Annotated in this window: 3 protein-coding genes; all 3 read left to right on the forward strand. The window is 61.2% G+C overall.

Going from position 1 to position 3,410, the window contains the following annotated elements; all coding sequences use genetic code 11:
• Positions 1–151 precede the first annotated feature (151 nt).
• Positions 152–1,078, forward strand: coding sequence for a substrate-binding domain-containing protein (locus tag HX846_RS30245; protein ID WP_003215780.1), 927 nt, complete (start codon positions 152–154; stop codon positions 1,076–1,078).
• Between the two features lie 63 nt (positions 1,079–1,141).
• Complete coding sequence (locus HX846_RS30250; RefSeq protein WP_008430598.1) at positions 1,142–2,650, forward strand: sugar ABC transporter ATP-binding protein; 1,509 nt, start codon at positions 1,142–1,144, stop codon at positions 2,648–2,650.
• Positions 2,616–3,410 (forward strand): ABC transporter permease (locus HX846_RS30255; RefSeq protein WP_178966789.1); only part of this gene is annotated, 795 nt, incomplete at its 3' end. The genes HX846_RS30250 and HX846_RS30255, both read left to right, overlap by 35 nt.

Raw genomic sequence — 3,410 nt, forward strand, 5'->3', positions numbered from 1 at the left:
GCGGCCGTTACCGCAGCAACAGATATGTCCACCACACCCGCCACCACCGATCAAACACCCCTTGCGACCCCCCAATTTCTTTGCTAGCTTCTTACAAAATGTTAACGATAACATTTGCTCTAAAAATAAAAACAAAACAGAGATCCCCACCATGAAAATGCTTCCGAAAACCCTGTGTTTGTTGGCTCTGAGCATCAATCTTGGCACCGCTGGCCTGGCACTGGCCGACACCAAACCCGCCCCCATCCGCATCGGCGCGTCCTTCCAGGAAATCAACAACCCTTACTTCGTCACCATGAAAGACGCCCTGCAGGAAGCCGGGGCGACCATCGGGGCGCAGTTGATCATCACCGACGCCCGCCACGACGTGTCCAAACAGGTCAGCGACGTCGAAGACATGCTGCAAAAAGGCATCGACATCCTGCTGATCAACCCCACTGACTCCGTCGGCGTGCAATCAGCCGTCAAATCCGCCCACGCCGCCGGCGTAGTCGTGGTCGCCGTCGACGCCCAGGCCGAAGGCCCACTGGACTCCTTCGTCGGCTCGAAGAACTTCGACGCCGGCTTCCAGGCCTGCGAATACCTGGCCAAAAACATCGGGGACAAGGGCAATATCGCCATCCTCGACGGCATCGCCGTGGTACCGATCCTGGAGCGCGTGCGCGGTTGCAAGGAGGCCGTGGCCAAGCACCCGGACATCAAGATCGTGAGCATCCAGAACGGCAAGCAGGAACGTGACCAGGCGCTGACCGTCACCGAAAACATGCTGCAGGCCCAGCCCACCCTCAAGGGCATTTTCAGCGTCAACGACAACGGTTCCCTCGGCGCACTCTCGGCCATCGAAGCCAGTGGCCTGGATGTCAAGCTGGTGAGCGTCGACGGCGCGCCGGAAGCGATCAAGGCCATCCAGAAACCCGGCAGCAAATTCATCGCCACCTCCGCGCAATACCCCCGTGACCAGATCCGCCTCGCCCTGGGCATCGCCCTGGCCAAGAAGTGGGGCTCGCAAGTACCGGCCACGATCCCGGTGGACATCACCCTGATTGACCAGGCCAAGGCCAAGGATTTCAGTTGGTAAAACACCCAGGCCCCACGCCAGGCGTGGGGCACAGGTCATCCATCTGAATGCGAGGTCGGCGGTATGAGCAGTCTTCTGAAGCTGGAAAATATCTGTAAGCGCTACCCGGGGGTGCAAGCCCTCAAGGCGATCAACCTGGAAGTGCAGCGCGGCGAGATTCATGCCTTGCTCGGGGAAAACGGTGCAGGCAAATCGACCTTGATGAAGATCCTTGGCGGGGTCGAGCACCAGGACGAAGGGCAGATCCTGATCGACGGTGAGGCTCGGCAGTTCGCGACGTATCGTGATGCGATTGCCGCCGGCATCGGCATTGTGTTCCAGGAATTCAGCCTGATTCCCTACCTCACGGCGGTGGAAAATATTTTCCTCGGCCATGAGCTGAGCAACCGTTTTGGCCTGTTGCGCAAGCGCGAAATGGTCGAGGCGAGCGAGGCGTTGTTCAAGCGCCTCGGTGTCAGTATTGACCTGCAATGCGCGGTCAGGCACCTGAGCGTGGCCGAGCAGCAATTCGTCGAGATCGCCAAGGCCCTGGCCCTGGACGCTCGGCTGCTGGTGCTCGACGAACCCACCGCCACCCTCACGCCGAGCGAAGCCGAGCTGCTGTTCGAAATCATGCGTGAACTCAAGCGCCAGGGTGTGGCGGTGATTTTTATCTCCCACCACCTGGAGGAGATTTTCCAGGTCTGCGACCGCATCAGCGTGCTGCGCGACGGCGGCAATGTGGGCGTCACCGATGTGGCCGACAGCGATATCGACCGCCTGGTGGAAATGATGGTCGGGCGGCGCCTGGAGTGCAGTTTTCCGCCCAAGCCCACCGCCGCACGCGGGCCGCTGCTGCTGGAGGTCAAGGACATCCAGTTGGTGCGCAACGGCCCCCATAACCACTTTGAATTGCACAAGGGCGAGATTCTCGGCTTTGCCGGCCTGGTGGGTTCCGGGCGTACCGAATTGGCGCTGGGCATGATGGGCGCGCTGCCGTCGGTGAGCAAAGACGTGTGGCTGCGGGGTGAACAAATCACCCTCGACGACCCGGCCCAGGCCTTGGCCCATGGCATCGGCCTGCTGCCGGAAAGCCGCAAGACCGAAGGGCTGATCACCGATTTCAGCATTCGCGAAAACATCTCGCTCAACAACCTGCCCAAATACCAGAACGCCAGCGGCCTGATCGACAAGGACAAGGAGTGCGCCAGCGTTGAAGCGCTGATGCGCCAGCTGTCGATCAAGGCCCCCAGCGGCGAGAGCCGGGTGTTCAACCTCAGCGGCGGCAACCAGCAGAAAGTCGTGATTGCCCGCTGGATCAACCATCACTGCGACGTGCTGGTGTTCGACGAACCCACCCGTGGCATCGACGTCGGTGCCAAGGCACAGATCTACGCACTGATGCGCAGCCTCACCGAACAGGGCTACGCAATCATCATGATTTCCTCGGAACTGCCGGAAGTCATCGGCATGTGCGACCGCGTCGCGGTGTTCCACAAGGGCGCCATCGTCAAGGTACTGGAAGCGTCTGCCGTCAATCCTCAAGAGGTCATGCGCCATGCAACAGGGGGCTCAAGTGAATACGTCCATTAATGCCGTGGGGCCTGGCCGGCTGCGCCTGAACCTGGCGCGGTTGATTCGCTCACCGGCGTTTTATCCCTTTGTCGGGCTGCTGGTGGTGACGTTGGTGATGATCTTCGCCAGCGATAACTTCCTGACGGCCAACAACCTGTCGAACATCGCGCGCCAGGTGTCGATCAACGCGATTATCGCGGTGGGCATGACCTGCGTGATTCTCACCGGCGGCATCGATTTGTCGGTGGGGCCGGTGATGGCGTTGTCCGGCACCTTGACCGCCGGCTTGATGGTCGCAGGCTTGCCGCCGGGCCTGGCAATTGGCGCCGGGATGCTGGTCGGCGTGGCGTTCGGCATCGGCAATGGCCTGTTCGTCGCCTACCTGCACATGCCGCCGATCATCGTCACCCTGGCGACCATGGGCATCGCCCGCGGGTTCGGCCTGATGTACACCGATGGCTACCCGATTTCCGGTTTGCCGGAGTGGTTCGGCTTCTTTGGCCGCGAAAGCCTGTTCGGCATTTCGGTGCCGATCCTGATCATGTTGGTGACGTACCTGGCGGCCTATGTGCTGCTGCAACACACCCGCATCGGCCGCTATATCTACGCGATCGGCGGCAACGAGGAAGCGGTGCGCCTGTCCGGCGTGCGGGCGGCGCGCTTCAAATTGCTGGTGTATGGCATCAGCGGTTTGACCGCCGCGATTGCCGGGCTGGTGCTGACCTCACGCTTGATGAGCGGCCAGCCGAATGCCGGGGTGTCGTTCGAACTCGACGCG

The sequence above is a fragment of the Pseudomonas sp. K5002 genome (assembly GCF_013386655.1).
Taxonomy (GTDB): Bacteria; Pseudomonadota; Gammaproteobacteria; order Pseudomonadales; family Pseudomonadaceae; genus Aquipseudomonas.